The 20,767-nt window shown below is 40.8% G+C and carries 21 protein-coding genes; 10 read left to right on the top strand and 11 right to left on the bottom strand.

The genetic code is table 11. The annotated features are described in order from the left end of the window. Window positions 1-27: 27 nt before the first annotated feature. From PHAL_RS0106070 to PHAL_RS0106060, 3 genes are all read left to right on the top strand, one after another. Window positions 28-1,266, top strand: a complete 1,239-nt coding sequence (locus PHAL_RS0106070) for a M23 family metallopeptidase (RefSeq protein ID WP_016707532.1) — start codon at window positions 28-30, stop codon at window positions 1,264-1,266. A gap of 162 nt (window positions 1,267-1,428) precedes the next feature. Next, window positions 1,429-2,253, top strand: a complete 825-nt coding sequence (locus PHAL_RS0106065) for a M90 family metallopeptidase (protein WP_016707531.1) — start codon at window positions 1,429-1,431, stop codon at window positions 2,251-2,253. Between the two features lie 125 nt (window positions 2,254-2,378). After that, window positions 2,379-5,558 carry an amidohydrolase family protein gene (locus tag PHAL_RS0106060; protein ID WP_016707530.1) on the top strand — a complete coding sequence of 1,060 codons (3,180 nt, stop codon included), beginning with the start codon at window positions 2,379-2,381 and terminating at the stop codon, window positions 5,556-5,558. 51 nt (window positions 5,559-5,609) lie between these two features. Here the strand turns inward: PHAL_RS0106060 and PHAL_RS0106055 are convergent, their stop codons facing one another. Next, a complete protein-coding gene (locus PHAL_RS0106055; protein ID WP_016707529.1) occupies window positions 5,610-6,191 on the bottom strand; it encodes a TetR/AcrR family transcriptional regulator in 582 nt (193 codons plus the stop codon). Window positions 6,192-6,283: 92 nt separating this feature from the next. Here PHAL_RS0106055 and PHAL_RS0106050 point away from each other — a divergent pair, with 92 nt between their 5' ends. After that, window positions 6,284-6,760: an HPP family protein gene (locus PHAL_RS0106050; RefSeq protein ID WP_016707528.1), complete on the top strand. Its 477-nt coding sequence runs from the start codon at window positions 6,284-6,286 to the stop codon at window positions 6,758-6,760. Window positions 6,761-6,787: 27 nt separating this feature from the next. Here the strand turns inward: PHAL_RS0106050 and PHAL_RS0106045 are convergent, their stop codons facing one another. Continuing rightward, entirely contained in the window at window positions 6,788-7,156 is a 369-nt protein-coding gene (locus PHAL_RS0106045; protein ID WP_016707527.1) for a hypothetical protein, read from the bottom strand. A gap of 150 nt (window positions 7,157-7,306) precedes the next feature. On the opposite strand from PHAL_RS0106045, the gene PHAL_RS0106040 reads away from it, so the two are divergent. Then, complete coding sequence (locus PHAL_RS0106040) at window positions 7,307-8,059, top strand: Nif3-like dinuclear metal center hexameric protein (RefSeq protein ID WP_016707526.1); 753 nt, start codon at window positions 7,307-7,309, stop codon at window positions 8,057-8,059. A gap of 13 nt (window positions 8,060-8,072) precedes the next feature. Here PHAL_RS0106040 and PHAL_RS0106035 read toward each other — a convergent pair whose 3' ends face one another. Beyond that, window positions 8,073-8,837: a YdcF family protein gene (locus PHAL_RS0106035; protein ID WP_016707525.1), complete on the bottom strand. Its 765-nt coding sequence runs from the start codon at window positions 8,835-8,837 to the stop codon at window positions 8,073-8,075. Between the two features lie 52 nt (window positions 8,838-8,889). Beyond that, window positions 8,890-9,777, bottom strand: coding sequence for a LysR substrate-binding domain-containing protein (locus tag PHAL_RS0106030; protein WP_016707524.1), 888 nt, complete (start codon window positions 9,775-9,777; stop codon window positions 8,890-8,892). A 291-nt stretch (window positions 9,778-10,068) separates the two neighbouring features. Here PHAL_RS0106030 and metE point away from each other — a divergent pair, with 291 nt between their 5' ends. Continuing rightward, window positions 10,069-12,342 (top strand): 5-methyltetrahydropteroyltriglutamate--homocysteine S-methyltransferase, encoded by a 2,274-nt coding sequence (gene metE / locus PHAL_RS0106025; RefSeq protein ID WP_016707523.1) that lies wholly within the window; start codon window positions 10,069-10,071, stop codon window positions 12,340-12,342. A gap of 37 nt (window positions 12,343-12,379) precedes the next feature. Here metE and PHAL_RS24635 read toward each other — a convergent pair whose 3' ends face one another. Both PHAL_RS24635 and PHAL_RS0106015 read right to left on the bottom strand, forming a co-directional pair. After that, entirely contained in the window at window positions 12,380-12,520 is a 141-nt protein-coding gene (locus tag PHAL_RS24635) for a DUF2897 family protein (RefSeq protein WP_016707522.1), read from the bottom strand. A gap of 214 nt (window positions 12,521-12,734) precedes the next feature. Beyond that, a complete protein-coding gene (locus tag PHAL_RS0106015) occupies window positions 12,735-13,277 on the bottom strand; it encodes an acyloxyacyl hydrolase (RefSeq protein WP_016707521.1) in 543 nt (180 codons plus the stop codon). A gap of 239 nt (window positions 13,278-13,516) precedes the next feature. Between PHAL_RS0106015 and PHAL_RS0106010 the strand changes: the two genes are divergently transcribed. Beyond that, window positions 13,517-14,113, top strand: coding sequence for an MlaC/ttg2D family ABC transporter substrate-binding protein (locus PHAL_RS0106010; protein ID WP_016707520.1), 597 nt, complete (start codon window positions 13,517-13,519; stop codon window positions 14,111-14,113). A gap of 258 nt (window positions 14,114-14,371) precedes the next feature. Beyond that, window positions 14,372-15,709: an ankyrin repeat domain-containing protein gene (locus PHAL_RS0106005; RefSeq protein WP_016707519.1), complete on the top strand. Its 1,338-nt coding sequence runs from the start codon at window positions 14,372-14,374 to the stop codon at window positions 15,707-15,709. A 57-nt stretch (window positions 15,710-15,766) separates the two neighbouring features. Here the strand turns inward: PHAL_RS0106005 and PHAL_RS0106000 are convergent, their stop codons facing one another. Genes PHAL_RS0106000 through PHAL_RS0105980 form a run of 5 tightly spaced genes read right to left on the bottom strand, consistent with a single transcriptional unit; the run spans window position 15,767 to window position 19,314 of the window. Continuing rightward, window positions 15,767-16,234: a DUF2069 domain-containing protein gene (locus PHAL_RS0106000; protein ID WP_016707518.1), complete on the bottom strand. Its 468-nt coding sequence runs from the start codon at window positions 16,232-16,234 to the stop codon at window positions 15,767-15,769. Continuing rightward, a complete protein-coding gene (gene wrbA / locus PHAL_RS0105995; protein WP_016707517.1) occupies window positions 16,231-16,785 on the bottom strand; it encodes an NAD(P)H:quinone oxidoreductase in 555 nt (184 codons plus the stop codon). Before wrbA ends, PHAL_RS0106000 begins: the two co-directional genes overlap by 4 nt. Continuing rightward, window positions 16,785-17,132, bottom strand: coding sequence for an arsenate reductase (glutaredoxin) (arsC, locus tag PHAL_RS0105990; RefSeq protein ID WP_016707516.1), 348 nt, complete (start codon window positions 17,130-17,132; stop codon window positions 16,785-16,787). Before arsC ends, wrbA begins: the two co-directional genes overlap by 1 nt. A gap of 54 nt (window positions 17,133-17,186) precedes the next feature. Then, entirely contained in the window at window positions 17,187-18,647 is a 1,461-nt protein-coding gene (locus tag PHAL_RS0105985) for a M48 family metalloprotease (RefSeq protein ID WP_016707515.1), read from the bottom strand. Window position 18,648: 1 nt separating this feature from the next. Continuing rightward, window positions 18,649-19,314, bottom strand: coding sequence for a hypothetical protein (locus PHAL_RS0105980; RefSeq protein ID WP_016707514.1), 666 nt, complete (start codon window positions 19,312-19,314; stop codon window positions 18,649-18,651). A 133-nt stretch (window positions 19,315-19,447) separates the two neighbouring features. Here PHAL_RS0105980 and PHAL_RS0105975 point away from each other — a divergent pair, with 133 nt between their 5' ends. Together PHAL_RS0105975 and PHAL_RS0105970 are read left to right on the top strand one after the other, a co-directional pair. After that, window positions 19,448-19,666, top strand: coding sequence for a sulfurtransferase TusA family protein (locus PHAL_RS0105975; RefSeq protein WP_016707513.1), 219 nt, complete (start codon window positions 19,448-19,450; stop codon window positions 19,664-19,666). Beyond that, window positions 19,659-20,732 (top strand): AI-2E family transporter, encoded by a 1,074-nt coding sequence (locus PHAL_RS0105970; protein WP_016707512.1) that lies wholly within the window; start codon window positions 19,659-19,661, stop codon window positions 20,730-20,732. Before PHAL_RS0105975 ends, PHAL_RS0105970 begins: the two co-directional genes overlap by 8 nt. Window positions 20,733-20,767: the final 35 nt, after the last annotated feature.

The following is a 20,767-nucleotide window of genomic DNA, read 5'->3' as shown; positions in this document are numbered from 1 at the left end:
TTTTGATATTTATACAAGGAACAAAAGATGAAAAATAATATAATTACCCTCGCACTCGCAGGTGTCTTAGGTATCTCACCTGCGGTACTTGCAGAAGGTCATAAACACGATAATTTTTCCTTTACAGCCGAGTCTATTGAATCACTAAAATTAAATGCTTTACTGGCTGTTGATGATACTCAGTTTGTATTTAATAATGCTTTATTAAATGAAGATTGGGATAACTTTTTTGCATTATATGCCCCTGCACTACAAGATAAACAAGAACTTATTTTACATTGGGCGGGCTTTACGAGTATTAATCCGAAAATTATTTTGGCCTTAATTGAGCAGCAAAGTGGGTTACTTTCAAACCCAGATGCTGATTTCAATAACCCTTTATCAGGTTTATCTGATGAGCAGGGTTTTGATGCCCAAGTAGAAGATGTGACTACAAAATTAAGTCAGCGGTTTTATGCTTTTAAGCAATGGCAAGAAAGCCAAGTTACGGCAAAAGAATCACAATCTACGCGTACGGCGATAACCAATTCGGCGAGCGTAAATAGCAGTACTGCTGCAACAGCAGCTTTGGTTAGTATGCTTAATAAACGTAAGAAATTGGCTGTGGAAAAAGGGAAGGCTAATCATGTTAGTAGCAATTTAATCGACTTTTTAGCGACTTTTGACAGCTTATTTCCAGATAGTAGTGTCCAATTACAACGTTCACCAAACAATGAGATACACAGTATTGATCAGCAAGCTCTAGCTGCTAGTTTTTCTATGGATCTACCCTGGCCATCTGGTTACTGGTATAGCGGTGGAGCCCACTCCAATACAGGTTCAGGGTATCCATACTCATCACTTGATTTTAATAATGGTTCAGGAGGTTGGGGAAGTAATACGCCCTATGTACAAGCGGCTCATGGAGGCACAGTTACACGTTTTTCATCGTGTAATATCCGTGTAACGCATTCTAGTGGTTACTCAACTAACTACTATCATATGTCTAACTTACAATATAACAGTGGCGATTATGTGCAACCTGGTGCATGGCTTGGCCGTTATGCTAATAGCTATAACCAAGCGCTATGTGAAGGTGGGCAATCGTCAGGCCCACACGTACATTTCACTTTGTTATATAACGGTCAACAGGTGTCATTGCACAATCAGTACATTAGTGGCCATCGTATCGATGTCGGCACTAGTAACTATGACGATAACTGTAACCGTTTCTACTTTGAACGTAATGGCTATCGTACTTGTGCATGGCAGCCACTGTATCGTTGATTGTAGTGCTTTGCTGTTTGTAAATTGCAGTGTATAACAGAGGTTAACTACAAGTAGCCGCAGCTCCTCAATGGATATGCGGCTTTTTATTTACCGTAAACTAATTGAATTTGTCAGCTAATGGACATATTAATACAGCATAGCTTTTAAGTGGACACTCATATGGTCAACGGATTATTAATGCTGGCGCTGATTGCGTTTGTCGTTGTTTATTGGCAATGGCCTGTCATTCAAAATCGATTGTGGCAAAGGAAATATCAAGACTTCCGTTTAGACGATAAACAAAAAGCCTTGCTACTACGTTGTATGCCAATTTACCAAAGAATGACCGATAGCGAACGAGAGAAGTTAGAGCGCCATATTGTCTGGTTTTTAAATGAAAAACGCTTTATCGGCTGCGATGGCTTAAAACTCAATGAGGCGATGAAGTTAATTGTTGCTGCTGATGCATGCGTTTTAGTGCTCAATAAGCCTTGGCCTTTATACCAAAATGTAAAAGAAATTTTGCTTTATCCAAGTGCATATTATGCCCCGCAAACGTCACGTGACAGCGCCGGGTTGGTGAGTTATCACAATACAGTGCGCCAAGGAGAGTCATGGCCAGGCGGCACTTTAGTACTGAGTTGGCATGATGTATTAGAAGGGAACCGCTTGCCAAGTGACGGCCATAATTTAGTGTTTCATGAATTTGCACATCAGCTTGATCAAGAAACAGGGAAAACAACGGGCACACCGTTATTAGCTAAACAAGCTGATTATCAACAGTGGGGGCGTGTTTTTAGCCGTGCTTTTAACCAGTTAAAAACTCATGTGGCTTATAACATGCCTCATGTTATTCATAGTTATGGCGCGACCAATGAAGCTGAATTTTTTGCCGTGATCACAGAAACCTTTCTTGAAAAACCTGCCGAGTTGCGCCATTACGATCCTGAAATATATAGTTTGCTGGTCGGTTATTACCAATTTGACCCGATAAAATGGCATTAACCGCCAAATAACTGCGCTTTATCAGATATCACTGGTAACTTGTTGCTGATTTTGTTGCAATCACTCTTAATAAATCTCTTAACCAGAGTTTAGGTTAATAAACAACAAGAACAAGCGAGAATGTAATGAAAACAATGCTACATACAGCGATGGCTGTTGCAGTGTCATTGGCCTTATATGGTCAAGCTCAGGCACAAGATAACAATGATGAAAAGTGGCAAGTAGATGCCCCACAAGGACAATTTCTTGATGCGAGCATTAGTGTCTCACAAGGCACGTGGATGAATGTCGATGTCAGCCCTGATGGTAAAACCATCGTGTTTGATTTGCTGGGTGATATTTATACTATGCCGCTAGCTGGTGGCACTGCGGTACAACTTACATCTGATATTGCATGGCAAATGCAGCCACGGTTTAGCCCTGACGGAAAGCACATTGCGTTTACCTCAGATCAAGGTGGTGGCGATAATATCTGGTTAATGGATTTAAATGGTGAAAACCAAACGCCAGTGACTGATGAAACGTTTCGTCTACTCAATAGCCCTGCTTGGAGCCCTGATGGCGACTACATAGTTGCACGTAAACACTTTACTGCAACTCGTTCACTCGGTGCTGGTGAAGTCTGGCTTTATCACAAAGCGGGTGGTAAAGGTGTACAACTAACTAAACGCGCGGATGACCAAAAAGATTTAGGCGAGCCAATGTTTTCACCTGATGGTCGTTATGTGTATTTTTCTCATGATGCTACACCGGGGAAAACTTTCCATTATTCAAAGGATTCTGTCGCAGGTATTTATAAAATCAAACGTTATGATCGCCAAACCGGTGAGATCGAGACGATTATTGATGGGGTAGGAGGTGCAATTCGTCCAACCCCTTCCCCAGATGGAAAAAAACTGGCGTATATTAAGCGTGATGACTTCCAAACGAGCCTGTATTTATATGACTTAACCAGCGGTAAGCACACTAAGTTATACGATAAACTTGAACGTGACATGCAAGAAACGTGGGCCATCCATGGTGTGTATCCAACGATTGCATGGACGCCTAATAATGAAGAATTGGTGTTTTGGGCCGGGGGGACTATCCACAAGCTGAATGTGGGCGATGGCGATGTAGAAACCGTGCCATTTGCAGTTAAAACCAGTAAGAAAATACAAAAAGCAGTGCGCTTTACACAGAACATTGACAGTGATGAGTTTGACGTAAAAATGCTCCGTAATGTGCAAGTTTCGCCTGATGGTGAAACGGCTATTTTTGAAGCATTAGGGCATATTTATAAACGTGATTTAGAATCAGGAAAAATCAAGCGTTTAACAAAGCAGGACGACCATTTTGAGTTGTTTCCACAGTTTTCGCGTGATGGTAAAAAAATTGTTTACGTAACATGGGATGATAACGAGCAAGGTGCTGTTCGTGTTGTATCAGCACGTAGCGGTCGCGGTGATGATATAACCTCTGAGCCGGGTAAATATGTTGAACCAACGTTTAGTCCTGATGGTAAAACTGTTGTGTATCGTAAAGCCTCTGGCGGTAGTATTTTAAACCCTGATTGGTCTTTGCACCCGGGTATATATGCCGTTAGTAGCAAAGGTGGTAAAGCAGAACTTATTACTAAAAGTGGTTATCAGCCACAATTTGCAGCAGAAAATGATCGCATTTATGTAATGAGTCCTTGGCCAAAGCCCACATTGAGCATGATTGAGTTGGATTCTAAAAAAATCTCTAAATTATATGAATCTGAGCATGCCACCGAGTTTAGAGTATCGCCGGATGGCAAATACTTAGCCTTTGCAGAGCGCTTTAAAGTGTTTGTTACTCCTTTAGTGCAAAGTGGTAAAACTATTAATATAGGCCCTAAAGACAGCCAATTCCCAATCGAACAGTTATCTGTACGCGCTGGTGAGAGTATCAGCTGGAGCACTAATAGCGATAAACTGTATTGGAGCTTAGGCCCTGAGCTTTACCACGCTAGCTTAGCGGGTTTGTTTGATATTAATAAATCAGATGATGCTGACTTCAAAGTTAAAAGTGGTGAAAATATTGGTTTTACCAGCAAAATGGCTGAACCCAAAGGCATGATCGCGCTTACAGGGGCGCGCATAATCACAATGCAAGGTGAGCAAGTTATTGAAAATGGCGTACTGCTCACTGATGGTAAGCATATTAAAGCCGTTGGTAATGCAGCTGAGGTGAGCATTCCAAAAGGCGCGAAAGTGATTGATGTCACTGGTAAAACCATTATGCCAGGGATTGTTGATGCTCATGCACATGGCTCACAAGGTAGTGATGAAATCATTCCTGAGCAAAATTGGAAAAACTTAGCTGGTTTATCGTTGGGTGTCACCACTATTCACGATCCATCAAATGATACAACGGAAATTTTTGCAGCCAGCGAAATGCAAAAAGCGGGGAGTATTGTTGGCCCGCGTATTTTCTCAACCGGCACTATTTTGTATGGCGCCAATATGCCTGGTTATACCTCGCATATCGATTCGTTAGACGATGCTAAATTCCATCTAGAACGTTTAAAGAAAGTCGGCGCATTTAGTGTTAAGTCATATAACCAGCCTCGCCGTGAGCAACGCCAGCAAGTAATTGAAGCGGGTAGAGAGCTTGAGATGATGGTGGTGCCAGAAGGTGGTTCATTATTACAACATAACTTGACTATGGTAGTCGATGGTCATACGGGTATTGAGCATTCAATACCCGTAGCAAACATTTACGATGATATTAAACAGCTTTGGTCGCAAAGTGATGTGGGATATACGCCCACGTTAGGTGTTGCGTATGGTGGTATTTGGGGGGAAAACTATTGGTATGATAAAACTGACGTGTGGAATCACCCTCGCTTGAGTAAATTTGTGCCGAAAAATCAACTGCTTCCGCGTTCAATGCGTCGTGTTAAAGCACCCGATCACCACTATAATCACTTTAATAATGCTCGCGTAGCAAAAGAGCTGCAAGATTTAGGGGTAGTAGTGAATTTAGGTGCCCATGGCCAGCGAGAAGGGCTTGCCGCGCATTGGGAGATCTGGATGTTTGCGCAAGGCGGTATGACACCTCTTGAGGCAATTCGCGCCGCGACGCTTGATCCAGCTAAATACATAGGCCTTGATAAAAATATTGGCTCGTTAGAAGTTGGCAAGCTTGCCGATTTAATCGTGATTAATGGCAATCCGCTGACCAATATCCGTGATACGGATAAAGTAGATTACACTATGATCAATGGTCGCTTGTTTGATGCTGCAACCATGAATGAGATTGGCCAAAAACAGCGCGATAAACTGTACTTTGAGCAGTAATAGTTAACTTATTTTTGGACTATAACTTAAGCGGCTTCACTAGCCGCTTTTTTATGCTTGTACATCCATTAATCGACATAACAACTCAGGGCTTTGTAAAAAGTGATTAGTGGTATGTGTGACGCGGGCTTGGCAGATCATGCCTTCTTTTAGGGTCATTAGTAATTGCGCCAACTCGATTGCTTTAGCGGGCTGATTTTGCAATTGCGTAGTTTGACTGAGCGTGTCAATGAGCAGGTTTAATACCGCGTGTTTATGTGCTGCGCACAGCTTAGCAATTGGGTGATCAGACTGAGGGTATTCGGCCGCTGTATTAATAAAAAAACAGCCATTAAAATCACCAAGCTCAGGCGCTTTATTATCTATCCAACTTGCGATAGCTGCAAATAATGCCCTGGCAAGGTGTTGTGGTGTTGTACAGTTTACTATTTGCTTACTTAGCCATGTATTAAACCGTTGATCTCTGAGCTCTAGGCATGCACATACCAGCTCTTCTTTACTTACAAAATGGTTATAAAGCGTTTTTTTTGCCACATTTGCAAGTTTGAGTATTTCGTTAATACCGACACTGTGGATGCCTTTTTGATAGAAGGCATCCAGCGCAGTATTTATTATATGGGTGCGTTTATCCATGCTTACTCCTGAAAATATAAGCTTGACACAAGTAGACCGACTTGTCTATATTGTTGTGTGTAGACAGGTCGGTCTACCTTTGGGGGATAATTATGAACTATTCATTTTATAAAGCACTCTGTGCAGGTGTATTTTCTGCAATGACTTTATTGGTACTGGCGTATTTAGAAAGTTTAGGAAATTATGGTATTTGGTTAATGGCCCCTTTTGGCGCCACTGCAGTGTTAGTGTTTGGCGTACCCCAGAGCCCACTGGCAAAAGCAAAAAACGTGATTGTAGGGCATTTTTTGACGGCGTTAATTGGTGTTGTTTTTGTGAATTTTGTGGGTGTTGATCCAGTTAGCATTGCAGTCGCTACTGGCTTGGCGATTACAGCGATGATGCTTACAGATACCATTCATCCTGCGGCGGGAGCAAACCCTATTTTGGTTATATTAAGCGGGCAAAGTTGGGACTTTTTGCTGATGCCAGTGTTGTTTGGTACGGTATTCATTGTGCTGTGTGGATCATTTTCAAATAGTATAAATAAAAAGTTTGCACACTTTGTGGCAGATAAAAAAACCGCTTAAAAGCGGTTTTTTTAATAGACTAAAAGCTTACACTACGCCGCGAGGTAGACGACAATCGTGATCTTTTTCAGCGAGGTACACAATCCAAAACTCTTCGGCTGTGTAGCCATCTTCATTCGCTGTTGTAACCGTAAATGGTGCTTTTTTAACAGTTGCTTTAGCGGGAGCTGCTTTAGTTTTAGTTTTTTTAGCCGGCGCTTTAGCGGCAGGTTTGTCAGACGGTGCGCCTGATGTTAACTGCTCAGTTAATTCAGCAACATCTGCAAGGCGTAAGTTTTTTCCGCCATCGATGCTGTACCAACCAGGTTTAGTGGTTATTTCAGGTTTCTTACCATTGGCTGCTTCATATGCTGCTTCAAAGGCATTTAATACTTCTGTTTTGTCTAGTTTGCTCATCAGAGGCCCTATACGTTGTAAACACAGATTGAGAATATTTATTTATACCTATTTTTGACTTACTTTTCAATTTTTTGCGATTTTCCTTCCATTTTAGCCCTATAAACGCCAAAATTTGCACAGAATTTAACGCCAATCTGGAATAATAAAATGCAGCGCAGAGAATTTAACCACTTATTAAACACTATTTTAAAACCTGACACTATCCAAGATTTTTGTCCTAATGGATTACAAATTGAGGGGCGAGAACAGGTTAAAAAAATTGTGACAGGTGTCACTGCCAGTCAAGCACTGATAGATGCAGCAATTGCTCAGGGGGCAGATACAATATTAGTTCACCATGGTTATTTTTGGAAAGGGGAAGCACACCCCATTACGGGTATGAAAAAACGTCGTATAGCGTCGCTGCTCAACCATGATATCAATTTATTTGCCTATCATTTACCGCTAGATGTGCACCCAGAGATAGGCAATAACGCACAACTTGCTTTATTACTTGATTTAGAAATGACCGCAGGTTTAGAACCTATGGCAAATAGTGTCGCGGTAAAAGGGCGATTAAAAACCCCGCTAAGTGCTGAGGATTTCGCACAAAAAATTGCAAAAGTATTAGATCGAGAGCCGTTGGTTAGTTCAGTGCGTGATGAGCCAATTGAAACTATTGCTTGGTGCACCGGTGGTGGGCAAGGGTATATTGATTTAGCTGCAAACCAAGGCATAGACGCTTACTTGACTGGTGAGGCATCTGAGCAAACGATTCATAGCTCTCGAGAGCAAGGGATTGACTTTTTTGCCGCAGGCCATCACGCCACCGAGCGCTATGGTATTAAAGCACTCGGTGAATTATTGGCTGAGCATCATGGCTTTGACGTAACCTTTATTGACATCGATAACCCAGTATAACGCTGAGCTTGATTTATAGCGCCTCTGGGTCAATCCAGCGGCGTAAAGTTATCCAGCATAGAGCTATCTTTTCATACATATCACGACTTATTGCCAACAGTACGTCTGCGTTTGGAATATATTGTTTATGAGCCGGCCAAGCATTAAAGTCATGAAAATCCGTAGCCGCAGGGATCACATCAACGCCTTGAGCATTGAATAAATTGCTTGCCCGGGCCATGTGACTGGCTGAGGTGACCAGTGCCACTTTAAAATCAACAAGTGTTGGAGCTAACAGTTTTGCTTCGTCGGCGGTATCCATCGCTGCGGGGTTTTGTTTTATACGCGCAGCTGCAATGCCTAAGCTAATAGCTGTTTGTTGCATCAAGCTACTATTTGTGACTTTCCCATAGCCTCCGCCTGAAACAATAAGTTGCGCATTAGGATAGATGTTAGCTAGTCGCAAGCCTTCAATTAAGCGGCTTTTAGCACAATTGCCGAGTTGACTATTAGCATTCAGCTGTGGGTTGGGGTTTACATCACAACCAAGCACTACAATTTTATCGAGTATTGGCTGCTTACTTGAGGGAAAGGTGTATTTTAATTGTGTGGCCGGATCTATTATTTTTTGGCCAATAAAAGGGGTGCTGATAAGCAATAAACAGCTGATTGCAATGATACCAATATACGCGCTGAACTTATTGGTGCGCAAAGCGATAATCAAAGTAATAAAGCACAGCATGCCTAAAAAAGGTAACGGCATGAGCATTGCGCCGAGGATTTTTTTTAATTCAAACATTACAGTAGCACACATAAAAGGGTTTTTTGTATGCTACTGCGTAACTGTTATTTTATCGACCGTTATTTAACTTACAAGTATTTAAAAAGTGACGATAGACTGGGTTATCTTTCATATTTTTCTTCATTGCTAAGTACATAGGGCGAGTTAACCCAAGTGCTCCCAGCGGAATCGATTTTATCAGCCCTTGGCTTTCGTAAGGTGTGACTAACCAATCAGGTAATGCTGCGACCCCCATTCCAGCACTCACCAGCTGAAAAATTAATAAGCCTTGATCAACCGTTTTTAATGTACCGTCAAAACGTGCATTTTGAATGAAATGCTTAAATATATCCTGACGTTCACGAGGAATAGGGTACGAAATAATGGTTTCGTTTTTTAGATCAAGCGCCGTGACATAGGCTTTTTTTGCCAGTTCATGATCAGGCGCAACAATTAGCTTAAGTTTAAAATCAAATAAATGTGCGTACTCAAGTTTATCTGGCTCACGAATATCTGAGGTTAATACTAAATCCAGTTCATCGTTGAGCAGGTCGGGTATAGCGTCATAACTAAAGCCGCGTTCGTAATCCACTTTAATATCTGGCCAAAAGTTATTGAACTCTTTAATCGTCGGTAGCAACCAATGGAAGCAGGCGTGGCATTCTACACTTAGGCGTAATTGTGAAATGGGTTGGTTAAGGCTTTCTTTCAAACGGCACTTAGTTGCTTCAACGCGAGGCAATACTTCGTTTGCAAGCTCTAGCAACAGCATACCCTGGGGAGTAAAACGTACGGGTTGTGTTTTACGCTCAAACAGTTGGCAATCAAGCTTATTCTCTAAATCTTTGATTTGATGAGATAAAGCTGATTGAGTCAAAAATAATTCCCGCGCAGTATTCACCAAAGAACCGGTTTCTTTCAAGGTTGCGATGGTCTTTAAATGTTTTACATCAATCATCTTTAATAATTCTCATGGTAAAAGTGAGTCTAACTCAGATTACAGACATAGTACGCTTTTATTGAAGATGCTTCAACGTCTAGATGGCTAAATAATCTCACTTGTTTTACGTAAATTTTACAACTTTACTATAGCACTAAAATTGACAGCGTTGTCATTATGTTATTAGATATTTTTAAAATTATTTTCATGAATTTACCTCAAGTTGAAACTGAGAAAGCATCAGTTGTCTGATCATAATCACGAGCGTAAATTTTAGCCATCTAAACAGCTAAATGGAGATGGCATCACATGGCACGATTACATAACTTGGGTTTTCCACGCGTAGGTAAAAAACGCGAACTGAAATTTGCAGTTGAATCCTATTGGGCGGGGAATATCACTCAAACGCAGCTACTAGCGCAAGGTGAGACTATTCGTGAAGAAAATTGGGCACTGCAGGCCAGTGCGGGGGTTGAGCTATTACCTGTTGGTGACTTTGCTTGGTACGACCATGTATTGGCAACTAGTTTGTTAGTGGGGGCGATCCCTGAGCGTCATAGAAAAGCATGTGGTAGCGTCGATCTGGATACTTTATTTCGTATTGGTCGGGGCCGTGCACCTACTGGCTGCGCGTGTGCAGCAAGCGAAATGACTAAGTGGTTTAACACTAACTATCATTATATTGTGCCAGAGCTTAGCTGCGATCAGCAATTTCAGTTAACGTGGAGTGAATTATTTGAGCAGGTGGAACAAGCACAAAAATTAGGCCATCAAGCGAAAGCGGTGTTAGTCGGCCCAGTTACTTATCTTTATTTGGCTAAATGTGCAGGTCAAGAGTTTGATAAATTAAGTCTACTCGAAAAGCTACTGCCTGTTTATCAACAAGTATTGGCTAAACTTGCCGTGCAAGGGGTTGAATGGGTGCAAATTGATGAACCTATTTTGACTCTTGAGCTCACGCAAGAGTATCGAGATGCACTAAAAGTAAGTTGCAGTGCATTAGCAGGGCAAGGTGTAAAATTACTACTTGCCAGCTATTTTGATTCGGTGAGTGATTATTATACCGATATTGCGAGTTACCCCGTTGAGGGCGTGCACTTTGATTGTGTTACTAGTGATGTTGATATGCTAAAACTCGACTCACTGCTTAGTTCAGCGCAAGTGCTGTCACTTGGCGTCGTCGATGGGCGTAATATTTGGCGCACTGACTTAGAGACTACTTATGCGAAGATCAAAAACATTGCCGCAAAGCGAGGCGATAACTTATGGCTTGCACCATCATGCTCGTTGTTACATACCCCTGTGGATTTAGAGCAAGAACAAGAACTAGATAATGAGTTACGTGCGTGGCTTGCATTTTCTAAGCAAAAGGGACAAGAGCTGGCATTATTAAAAGCCACACTAATCAGTCATGATATCAGTGCGTTGCAAAGTTATTGCGCGCCGATAAAAGCGCGTTTGACATCAAAAAGTGTGAATAACCTTACTGTACAACAACGTGTCAGTGCATTAGCGGTAGCAGATGGTCAGCGTAATAGCTCATTTACTCAACGTATCGCTAAGCAACGCGCGGCACTTAACTTACCATTATTACCTACCACAACGATTGGCTCATTTGCACAAACACACACTATTCGCCAAGCCCGTCGTGATTTTAAAGCTGGTAAGTTATCAACTTTACAATACCAATTGCAAATGGCAGCAGAAATTCGCTACGCAGTTAAAGAGCAAGAAGCGCTTGACCTTGATGTGTTAGTCCATGGAGAAGCTGAGCGTAACGATATGGTTGAATATTTTGGTGAGCTTCTTGAAGGTTTTGCTTTTACTCAATTTGGCTGGGTGCAGAGCTACGGTACTCGCTGTGTGAAACCTCCAGTAATTTGGGGCGATGTGTCCCGTGAAAAACCAATGACGATTGAATGGATTCACTATGCACAATCCCTAACAGACAAGAAAATGAAAGGCATGCTAACAGGTCCTGTGACTTTATTATTTTGGTCATTCATCCGAGATGACTTAGATAAAGCAACCATTGCCAAGCAAATTGCACTTGCACTGCGAGATGGAGTGCTAGACTTACAAAATGCGGGTATCAAAATTATTCAAATTGATGAACCAGCATTTCGTGAGGGCATGCCGCTAAAAGTAAGCCAGTGGCAAGCCTATTTAGAGTGGGCTGCGTATGCATTTAGAGTGTCGGCCAGCGGCGTAAAAGATGAAACGCAAATTCATACCCACATGTGCTACGCCGAGTTTAACGACATCATTGCAGCGATTGCAAATATGGATGCTGATGTGATCACCATAGAAACGTCACGCTCAAACATGGAATTACTTGACGCATTTGAGGGGTTTGCATATCCAAATGATATCGGCCCTGGGGTATATGATATTCATACGCCAAATGTGCCAGACATCCAGTGGATAAAAACCCTGATCCACAAAGCGGCGCGAAAAATACCGGTTGAACGCTTGTGGGTTAATCCAGACTGTGGTTTGAAAACTCGTGGCTGGGAAGAGACGCGACAAGCGCTCGATAACATGGTTAAAGCAGCTAAAGAGCTCAGAGCTGAACTAAAATAGGTTAAAGAGCATCCTCTACGAGCAAGGCCCTACTCGGTTAGGGCTTTTTTTGCTGTTTGGTGTCTGCTTTTTTATCCGGGATTTTAAAGCCAATTTTTGCTGAGTGCTTTAATAGCATGATATTGCCGATAATAACTGCGAGCACAACTATAATAATCAGGACTTGCCAAATCTGCATAACGTGTAGTGATAAATTAATTTTTAGCTAGTTTAGCCGATATTATGCACCTTATACCAATCGACTTAAATATTTAACCATTCTAGCGGGCTAAATAAAGCGCTAACTGCGTTATAAATTTTTCGTGTAGAACAACTACATGTCAAAATTTATGCCTTGTTATCACTCCATTTATCTGTCGCTATAAATGGTCAGTAACTTAACACGATTGGAATTAAAAACGCCTTGCTAACGACAGAGAAATAAAATCAAGCCCGGGGTTTGGACTTTTAAAGCCTGCATTTGAATAATGTAAATAACGTAGTGCGGCTTTGGTTTTTCCAAAGTCAGCCACAAAGCCGAGGCGGTCTTCAAATTGGTAGTGGGTACTTACGTCTTTGCCAGCAAAATGAGTGTCATTAATTAATGAAACCCCAATTCCTGCTTCAAAAAAAAGAGGGATGCCTGCCACTGACCCGATTGGGTATTGAAATACAGGCGACAAAGCGAGCACGGTATTGGTCTGATGATTATTTTCAGTACCATATTGCCAAAAGTTAATACTTGATTCTAAGTAAATATGAGTATTCTTAAACAGTGATTGTAGGGGCTCAGGATGATACTGATATGCTAATTTTATTCCTTTCACATCACCTTCACCCTGAATGTAATCAATCGCATAACCGTGAGGCGAAAGCATGGAATCGCTGGCATAGGATAAACCACTGGACATGAAAGTTAAGACTAAAACTACTAAGGTGAGTTTCTTAAGCAACATTAATAAAGCTCTTATGGTGTGAATGATATTTACAAAGTAAGGGCGAGAAGAATGTTAATTCAAGTAGCATAAATTCACAGACTCTGTGCATTTATGCAAGAGTTTAGCTAACAAGATGAAATAAAAAGATTAAATCTATTGGTGCCAGATTGGCATTAATAAGGTGCCATTTTGTGTCTTTTTAATCTCTTATAGACAGCGTAAATTACCCTATAAGATTTACTTAGGAATTTTCAACAATGACTTTATTTAGCCGTTTTTTTTTAGTTGTTTCACTTTTTTTTAGTGCTTCACTGTTCGCGCAGTCTCAACCGTCACCACACCAGTTGCTCACCCAAGTAGGTGATCAGCTGTTTAGCGAAATTGGCAAAATAAACAGTCAAGGTAGTGCAAGTAAAAATGACATGGCGCAGATTGTTGAACAGTATTTAATGCCTAACATTGATATTAAATTTGTGTCTTATAAGTTGTTAGGTAAGCATATAAAAGGGATTGAGCGTGAACAAGCGACTGCATTCATCAGTGCGGTAGAGCATTACTTAACCACAACATATGCAAGTGCGTTAATGAAATATACTGGTCAAGAAATCAAGTTTGAAGAAAGCAGTGACACAACAGCAGGTGATTTTGCCACGGTAAAGACACAAATCATTGATGATAATGCGCCCACCATTGACCTACATTTTAAGCTTCGTCAAGGCAAAGATGGCAGCTGGAAAGTGTACGACATTGTTGCTGAGGGTATCTCATTACTTAGTGCAAAACAAAAAGAAGTGATCCAACGAATTTCAGAGGTTGGGCTTGATCAAGTTATAGCTGAACTTAATAGTAAGTAATCTTTTTAAGTACGTCTCCAACCAAAAGCGGCACGCTGTGAAAACACCGTGCCGCTTTGTTATTTTCTTTTAAAATCACATTGTTTGTCTATAGCGTGTGGTTTTGGGTATGCTAGAATAAACGCCAATGTAACCTCTTGCATTTTTAATTAGCAGAGCACATATAATTATATTAAGCGCAGTGTCAGTTTTTAGTTGTTAAACTTATCAACTGACCTTTGTACCGAGCAAGACAGACACTGGAGTTGTGTTTTTTTAATGGAAAATGTACTTATTTGGCCGAAAGAATACCCGTTACTAGTCAAAGGACTTATTGAGCAAAACGGTGCATTCATTTTAGACGCTTTAGAAGCATGGCCTGCATGTCGCTCGACAGAAGAAGATGACGGTGTATGTACCACTGTATTACCGCCTATTTATTACCTAACCTGGTTAACTCCCCTCGAGCCATTTGAAGAGTGTTTTTTTCAACATATTTGTGAGTATGATGAAGCGGCTCAGCAATATATTTTAGCAGCAAAAAACTACTATTTTGACAACGATTACAGCCCCGAAGGCCTCGTGTTATTACTGTGTCAACGTCTTGAAAAATATGCGGGTGTTGCTGCGCAAACAACGATAAAAACACCGATCACATTACTGTCTCAGTTATTTTCAAAACGCTATTTTACAGTGATTGAGCATGTACTTAATGCGGGCAGTAAAATGACGGCAGAAGATGCATTGGCTTTATGGAAAGAAGTTGATTTTAGAGAGCGGTTAAGCAGCTTTATTCCAGATGCAATTGATGATGTAAGTACGCTTAGTGATTTAGCTGCGCAAAAAGTGGCCAGCGGTAAAGATTATTTTACCTTGCTGACCCAAGTATCGCCTGAAGTTGACTCTGTGGTGTTACTAGAACAAGCATTGCTGGCACACTTAAGTGTTAAAACGGCTAAGCAAACAATGGCTATGCGGTTTATAGAGCAAGGAGCAACAGGAACGCTTGCGGATGACAATGGTAAAACGGCTTTCATGTGGGCAGTTGAAAAAGGCTTTGTTAATTTAGTACAGACCCTTTTAGATAAGCAAGATAAAAAACAACGTGATGTGCTTGGTAACAGTGCTTTACATTATGCTGTATTAGCAAAAAATGAACCGCTGATGGTACTGTTATTGAAGTCGGGGTATGATTTTCGAGCGCGTAATAGTGATGGGTTAAGTTGCTATCGTTTAGCCGTGAGTGTTAAAGCTACTCAATTAGTTAAGTGTCTCGAACGAGACTTTGGCATCAAGGAATTATCGCCAGAAGGGCAGTTTTCACGAATTAAGAAAGTTCATGGTTTACATGCGATAGTGACACTGTTATTACCATTGCAGCTGTTTTTCTTTTTTGATGATTCGATAGCAATCAAAAGTGAGTTGACGCTGTGCTTAACTATGTTGGCAATCGTCTGTTTCTTTTTTGCAATGAGTTTAAAACGCTGCGCATTATACCCTCATTTAAAGCACCCATGGGGCTTGTTTGTATTACGCTGTTTTTCATTTTTTAGCTTAATCGCGCAACTAGGCTTAGCGAGCATCGTTGCACTTGCAACATTGAGTGAGGTTGTGTAGTTCATATTTTATATAAAAAACGCGCCAATTGGCGCGTTTTTTGTTATATATATCGGGTTAACGATTTTTTCTATCGTATTCTTGCTCTGCTTTTTCTTGTGCTAATTCATCTTTTAATTTACGAATTTTCAGTCCTAGTTCTTGGCCGCGATGGCGCGCATAATATGTGCAACCAATAAACATCATACTGGCAAATAATAACTCTAATAATACCCATAGCAATTGATCTTGTGCGACCCATAGTAGTGTAAAACCATGAATAAAGTAGAACATAACGATGAAATTAGCCCATGCGTAGGTGTAGGGCTTATCTTGAATTATGCCTTTTAGTGGTAGTAATAACGGTAAAATATACACAGTAAAAATAAAGCCGTTACTGTGGCCCTCTCTAGGAGCAATTAAAAATAACCAAAGTGGCATAAGCAGTAATAGGCCAACATAGCCGATAATAGCAATACGCTGGAAGCGAACTGTGATGGCTTTTTTCGGCGTTAGTTGTGGAGTTACATCGCTGCGGGTTGTCATTGTAATTTTCTCGTGATTTTAACTAGGCGTTGACCAACGCTTTGACAAATTTTTATTTCGTCTTTACTCAATTGAGCACTATTTTGTGAACCCGCTACATGGCTTGCACCATACGGAGTCCCACCGGTTTGTGTTGCAAGTAATTCAGGCACTTCGTAAGGTACACCTAGTAACATCATGCCATGATGTAACAGGGGTAATGACAGGTTAAGCAAGGTTGCTTCGTTTCCGCCATGCATACTGCTTGAAGATGAAAACACACACGCAGGTTTATCGATTAACTGCCCTTTAAGCCAGATATCGCTGGTGGTTTCCCAAAATGCTTTTGCTTGGGCGGCCATCATACCAAACCGCGTAGGGGTGCCAAATGCTAAACCATCACATTGAATCAAATCATCTTTACTGATCACGATATCGTGAGGTTCTCTTTTTTCAAAAGTACGCAGCAGTGCCGTGGCACCTTGATATTCAACTGATTCTGCTATCTCATGAGCCATGGCGGCAACTGAGCCATGACTTGAGTGATACAAAACAACGATAGTCGTGCTCATTAAAGTACGCTTAGGACGTTTTCAGGTGGACGGCCCAATGCTGCTTTATTGTCGTTAATGACAATTGGGCGCTCAATTAGCTTAGGGTGAGCTTGCATTGCGGCGATTAAAGCACTTTCATCATGCTCATTTTTAAGGTCTAGTTCTTTGTAGATATCTTCTTTGGTACGCATTAATTCACGTGCTGATGAAAACCCTAACTGCTGCACTAAAGTACTGATCTGCTCAGTGCTAAGTGGTGTTTTTAAATATTCGATGATATCTGGTTGAATCGATTTTTGTTCAAGTAGGGCCAAAGTTTCACGTGATTTTGAGCAACGTGGATTATGAAAAATAGTAACAGACATAGTAACAATCCAATTAGATAAAGTAGGGCTATTTTAGGGCAAGCAGCGCGAGACTTAAAGTCTCGCGAGCTCTTTTTGCATTTGTCGGTATTGAGTTAGCAGTGCTTTGAGGCGCTGTTGTTTAATTAGTTCTTGCGGTTCGACAAAATTAAGTGCTTTTTGAACTTCGTCAGCGGCTTTTAAATAGGCGCCATATTGCGCTAATACTTCAGCATTCGACTCGTGGTAAGCAGCTAAGTTTTCTTGCTTTTTGTAAGCATCCGTTAATAATTGCATGCCTAAATTATGCTCAGGCTTTTCCAGCAAAAATGACTTTAAAATAGTCACTGCAAGATCATATTGTTTAGCTTCTATGGCGGCATTTGCGTAGTTTAATGTAATGACTTGATTGTTGGGACGATTGTCATGCAATGTAGCTAAAAACTTTACTGCTTCATCGGCTTTATTTTGTGCGATCAATAAATCGGTATGTGTATCAATATAAAATAAATTTTTAGGATCAGACGTTAAAAGCTTGTCTAAAATTGAAGCGGCTTCATCAAGCTTTTTTTGATCCAATAAACTAATACCTAAACCATAGTTAAGTGCCGTTGTATTATAGAAACTGTTTTCACGAATGAGTTTTCTGAATAAGTTTTCTGCCGCTTCGGGTTTATGGTGATAACGAGCAACCACTCGACTTTTGGCAAGATTAAAATCCAAGCTATCTGGAAGTTGTCGTTTTTCAAATTGTTGCGCGCGCAAACGAACATCTGAAACTCGGCTCTCTGGCAATGGGTGAGTCAGTAAAAATGCCGGTGGTTTATATTTGTAACGAATTTGCGCTGCAAGTTTAGTTAAAAACTCACTCGAAGCGTAGGGGTCAAACCCTGCGTTATTGAGCGTTTGCATACCAATACGATCAGCTTCTTGCTCCGCAGAGCGACTGTGAGTTAATTGGCTAAATGCACTTTGTGTTTGACTTGCTGAAATAATTGCAATCCCCGCATCGGGTGATACCACAGTCGCTAAAATACCAGCAATCATCCCAGCGATTGTCATTGCGCTGTTATCTTGCTGCTGTTGCAAGCGGCGTGCAAGGTGGCGCTGTGTTACGTGAGCTATTTCGTGCCCTAATACCGAAGCAAATTGGCTCTCATTATCCGATTGTGCAATTAAGCCTGTGTGTACACCTACATGCCCACCATAAAAAGCAAATGCATTTATTTCAGGGTTGTTGATCCAAAAAAATGAAAATGGAAAACGTACATCATTGGCACTGGCCACCAGTTTTCGGCCAAGTGTGGTTAAGTATTCATCAAGCACTGGGTCGTTAATGACTGGCGAAGAGCCACGAATTTGCATCATCATCACTTTACCAATCGCTTGTTCTTTTTCAAGAGGTAAGGCTTGTAATGCTGAAGTACCAAGATCAGGTAGTGTAAAACTGGATTGCGCCTTTAATGGCTCACTTACCAGCACACTAAATGTTAAAAGTGTACTGAATAATGTAATAAAGGCTGATTTAAGCTGCATTTTATTCCTTGTTTTGGTTTTCACCGAGCATCAGTTTTGCAATGTCAATTTCGTCACTGCATGCTCTGCTGTCTCGTTCGCATAATTGATATAACTCTTTGATTGTGACCCCATCTAGCTTTACAACGTTCAATTCTCTTTGTAAAAAACTAATGATTTTATGCACAACTTTATGTGCGTGTAAAATAAGCGCCTTATCTGCTTTATCCCCACGCTCAAAGTAAAAGCCAATAAATTTATGTAATTGATTAATGCGGATCAAGCTTTTCATTGAAACCGGATCCCACTCTTTAAACTCCATGAATCGGTTATCTTTTACGTAAGTATCTATTGTGGCGTCTTTAGCGTAGGGTAGAGCCCACAATTCGAAGCCTCTGTCTGTGAATACTTGATGTAACGCAATCCGTGGTTTATTAACACAGTGAATTTCTCCAAAAGTGTCTTCATGTCCGTCTAATAGATCGAGGTTCCAATTACGTTTATCAATGATTCTTTTCACTGCATTATCAAAACCATGCTCTAATATCCCCTCTGACTCACTAACAGATGAGGCCACCAAGTGATAGAAAGGCGGGAGTTCGCCCCAATTTATTTGTTTTTTATACCAGTTAATTTCTTTAAGCGTTGGATTACTGGGTAGTTGCGCTTTATTATGCGTACCAGACATTAACTTATCCTTACTACAAATTATGTTATAAGGATAAACTATTGCGATGCGTGTTTTAAGAAAAAGTTACATTTGTTATCAACACCGCTGATATGAGACTTATTATTCATTTTTATAGAGTAGATAATTGGTTATGCTAGAACAAGATTTGCGAGGATTTACATGCCCACAGCAATTTATACAATTTAAGTTAGCATTACGCGAAGCGGTCAAAACTGAGCAAGCTATTAAGTTCACTTTTTTGGCGCATCAATCGACTCGAGATATTGAACGTTTTTTGCAAAAAAATCATTACCTTTACCAATTAGAGCAACAACATGGGTTGTTAATCGTGGAGCTAAATCGTGTTTGAATATGTAAAAACGTGGTATGAAAGGAAGTTTTCAGATCCACATTCTGTGACGTTATTATTTTTACTACTGGCGCTAATGGCAATGTTTTATTTCTTTGGTGCGTTTATCGTACCGGTATTAATTGCATTGGTCATTGCCTATCTACTTGATTGGCCAGTAGCGCACATAGAGCGGCTTGGCTTGCATCGTTTTACTGCTACTATTATCGTGATGTTGATTTTTTCAGGTTTAATGTTGACTTTAGTTATTGGTATGGGGCCTGTTCTTTGGCAGCAAGCTAGTAACCTAGTACAAGAAACGCCACACATGATAGAGCAAGGAAAGTCTTTCTTATTGCATTTACCTGAGCAGTACCCCAGTTTAATTAGTGCAGAGCAAGTACAGTCAGTGGTCACAAGTGTCGAAACTAAAGCCATTGAATTTGGTCAAGTGCTGTTATCGGTGTCTTTAACGTCATTAAAAGATGTCGTGGCTTGGCTTATTTACCTAATTTTGGTGCCCCTACTAGTGTTCTTTATGCTCAAAGATAAGCTTGAATTGATCGGCAGTGCTGAAAAACTGATACCAAAACAGCGTCGATTAATATTGCAGGTGTGGCACGAAATGAACCAGCAGATCATGAATTATATTCGTGGCAAAGTGTTTGAAATTTTGATTGTTGGTGCTGTCTCGTTTATCGCGTTCACTATTTTTGATTTACGCTATGCCGCGTTATTAGGTGTATTGGTTGGTCTATCGGTGCTCATTCCGTTTGTGGGCGCGGCTTTAGTGACTATTCCGGTTGCAGCTGTAGCACTATTTCAGTTTGGTTTAGAAACACAATTTTGGACGATATTAATTATTTATGGCGTTATTCAGGCGCTAGATGGCAATGTATTAGTGCCGTTACTGTTTTCTGAAGCGGTTGATTTAAATCCAGTGTTTATTATTGTCGCAGTATTGTTTTTTGGTGGTTTATGGGGATTTTGGGGGGTGTTTTTTGCCATCCCACTCGCTTCTCTAGTGAAAGCGCTACTCAACGCTTGGTCAACTAAATATGAAGAAGTCGCGAGCGAAGAAAACTAGCTTTAGTCATAAATAGCATAGATAACGCACTTGAG

Source organism: Pseudoalteromonas haloplanktis ATCC 14393, from assembly GCF_000238355.1.
Taxonomy (GTDB): Bacteria; Pseudomonadota; Gammaproteobacteria; order Enterobacterales; family Alteromonadaceae; genus Pseudoalteromonas; species Pseudoalteromonas haloplanktis.
This window is presented reverse-complemented; position numbering and strand designations above follow the sequence as displayed.

Coding starts and splice junctions, on each gene's coding strand:
- PHAL_RS0106010 (WP_016707520.1), top strand. CDS start 13,517: ATGACTTTATTTAGCCGTTTTTTTTTAGTTGTTTCACTTTTTTTTAGT.
- PHAL_RS0105975 (WP_016707513.1), top strand. CDS start 19,448: ATGCTAGAACAAGATTTGCGAGGATTTACATGCCCACAGCAATTTATA.
- PHAL_RS0106030 (WP_016707524.1), bottom strand. CDS start 9,777: ATGATTGATGTAAAACATTTAAAGACCATCGCAACCTTGAAAGAAACC.
- wrbA (WP_016707517.1), bottom strand. CDS start 16,785: ATGAGCACGACTATCGTTGTTTTGTATCACTCAAGTCATGGCTCAGTT.
- PHAL_RS0106070 (WP_016707532.1), top strand. CDS start 28: ATGAAAAATAATATAATTACCCTCGCACTCGCAGGTGTCTTAGGTATC.
- PHAL_RS0106015 (WP_016707521.1), bottom strand. CDS start 13,277: ATGTTGCTTAAGAAACTCACCTTAGTAGTTTTAGTCTTAACTTTCATG.
- PHAL_RS0106060 (WP_016707530.1), top strand. CDS start 2,379: ATGAAAACAATGCTACATACAGCGATGGCTGTTGCAGTGTCATTGGCC.
- PHAL_RS0106005 (WP_016707519.1), top strand. CDS start 14,372: ATGGAAAATGTACTTATTTGGCCGAAAGAATACCCGTTACTAGTCAAA.
- PHAL_RS24635 (WP_016707522.1), bottom strand. CDS start 12,520: ATGCAGATTTGGCAAGTCCTGATTATTATAGTTGTGCTCGCAGTTATT.
- PHAL_RS0106045 (WP_016707527.1), bottom strand. CDS start 7,156: ATGAGCAAACTAGACAAAACAGAAGTATTAAATGCCTTTGAAGCAGCA.
- arsC (WP_016707516.1), bottom strand. CDS start 17,132: ATGTCTGTTACTATTTTTCATAATCCACGTTGCTCAAAATCACGTGAA.
- PHAL_RS0106035 (WP_016707525.1), bottom strand. CDS start 8,837: ATGTTTGAATTAAAAAAAATCCTCGGCGCAATGCTCATGCCGTTACCT.
- PHAL_RS0106055 (WP_016707529.1), bottom strand. CDS start 6,191: ATGGATAAACGCACCCATATAATAAATACTGCGCTGGATGCCTTCTAT.
- PHAL_RS0105985 (WP_016707515.1), bottom strand. CDS start 18,647: ATGCAGCTTAAATCAGCCTTTATTACATTATTCAGTACACTTTTAACA.
- PHAL_RS0106040 (WP_016707526.1), top strand. CDS start 7,307: ATGCAGCGCAGAGAATTTAACCACTTATTAAACACTATTTTAAAACCT.
- metE (WP_016707523.1), top strand. CDS start 10,069: ATGGCACGATTACATAACTTGGGTTTTCCACGCGTAGGTAAAAAACGC.
- PHAL_RS0105980 (WP_016707514.1), bottom strand. CDS start 19,314: ATGTCTGGTACGCATAATAAAGCGCAACTACCCAGTAATCCAACGCTT.
- PHAL_RS0106000 (WP_016707518.1), bottom strand. CDS start 16,234: ATGACAACCCGCAGCGATGTAACTCCACAACTAACGCCGAAAAAAGCC.
- PHAL_RS0106050 (WP_016707528.1), top strand. CDS start 6,284: ATGAACTATTCATTTTATAAAGCACTCTGTGCAGGTGTATTTTCTGCA.
- PHAL_RS0106065 (WP_016707531.1), top strand. CDS start 1,429: ATGGTCAACGGATTATTAATGCTGGCGCTGATTGCGTTTGTCGTTGTT.